The 1125-nt window shown below is 46.9% G+C and carries 1 protein-coding gene; it reads left to right on the top strand.

The annotated features are described in order from the left end of the window. Positions 1–121: 121 nt before the first annotated feature. Positions 122–1125: hypothetical protein (locus ACO6VE_RS24575; RefSeq protein ID WP_422464139.1), on the top strand; the 1004-nt coding region annotated here is incomplete at its 3' end.

Below are 1125 nucleotides of genomic sequence, written 5' to 3' on the forward strand. Positions count from 1 at the left end.
ACAAGACTCCTTATGAGGCATTCAAGGAGTTAACCGGAATAGATGCAAGAAAAATCATGGGTTATGCATTTATGACTTGAATTCAGGTTTTTATATTTTCATGAATTAATGAAATATAACTATGGATAGAAGTTCTGCTGGTATCATTGGTCAATACACAACATCAGGTAACGGTTACAACCAACCGAATAGCCATACCCCTTCTTCAGGGCGTGGTCGATATAGACATGCCACAGTCAGACAGCGGGATAGTCACCCCCGCTCTACCCAAGGGTGTAATGAATTTCACCATTCTTCTGGCACACGCCCTTCTCAATATTTAATTCACCGTTCAGTAAACTGTGCTCAAGATTTTAATGCCCTCATTAAACAAGAAATAGTGGAAGATCTGGTGAGAAGATCGGATCGTTTCGGTCATCGCTATGATGGGAGAAATCACGGGCAATATGCCAGTTCAATTAAAAAATACACGTCAGCTGCTAAAAGACCGTTAAATCGAACAGAACAAAGCCAGCTGATGCGTTTGCTGCAAAATTTTACCGCAACACGGAGCTGGAATTGGCGAAGCCTGACGACAACACTTCACTCATTTACTTCAGCGGGTGTTTTTACCCCTCATAAACCCTTTGATGAGCATGTTAAGCTTACTCAAACTGCCTTATTGTCAACACTACTTGATGCAATAATATTTAACTGCAACCAAAAACCTGAAGCCAGTGATATTGGTGCTCAGGAAATCACTAACCTGCTGTGGGCCATGGCGAAACTGGTGGACAACGGGCAGAAGCAGACACCAGAACTCAACGGGGCCGTGGCCGCGCTGTTGCCACACGTGAACGTACAGAATGACCAATTTATTACTCAGGGAATCGCCAACCTGCTGTGGGCCATGGCGAAACTGGTGGACAACGGGCTGGAGCGGACACCAGGCCTCAACGAGCCGGTGGCCGCGCTGTTGCACCACGTGAACGCACAGAAAGCTAACTTTAAACCACAGGAAATCGCCAACCTGCTGTGGGCCATGGCGAAACTGATGGACAAAGGGCTGGAGCGGACACCAGGTCTTAACGAGGCCGTGGCCGTGCTGTTGCCCCAAGTGAACGCACAGAAAGACCAGTTTATTCC

The organism is Endozoicomonas sp. ALB115 (genome assembly GCF_049310245.1).
Lineage (GTDB): Bacteria > Pseudomonadota > Gammaproteobacteria > Pseudomonadales > Endozoicomonadaceae > Endozoicomonas.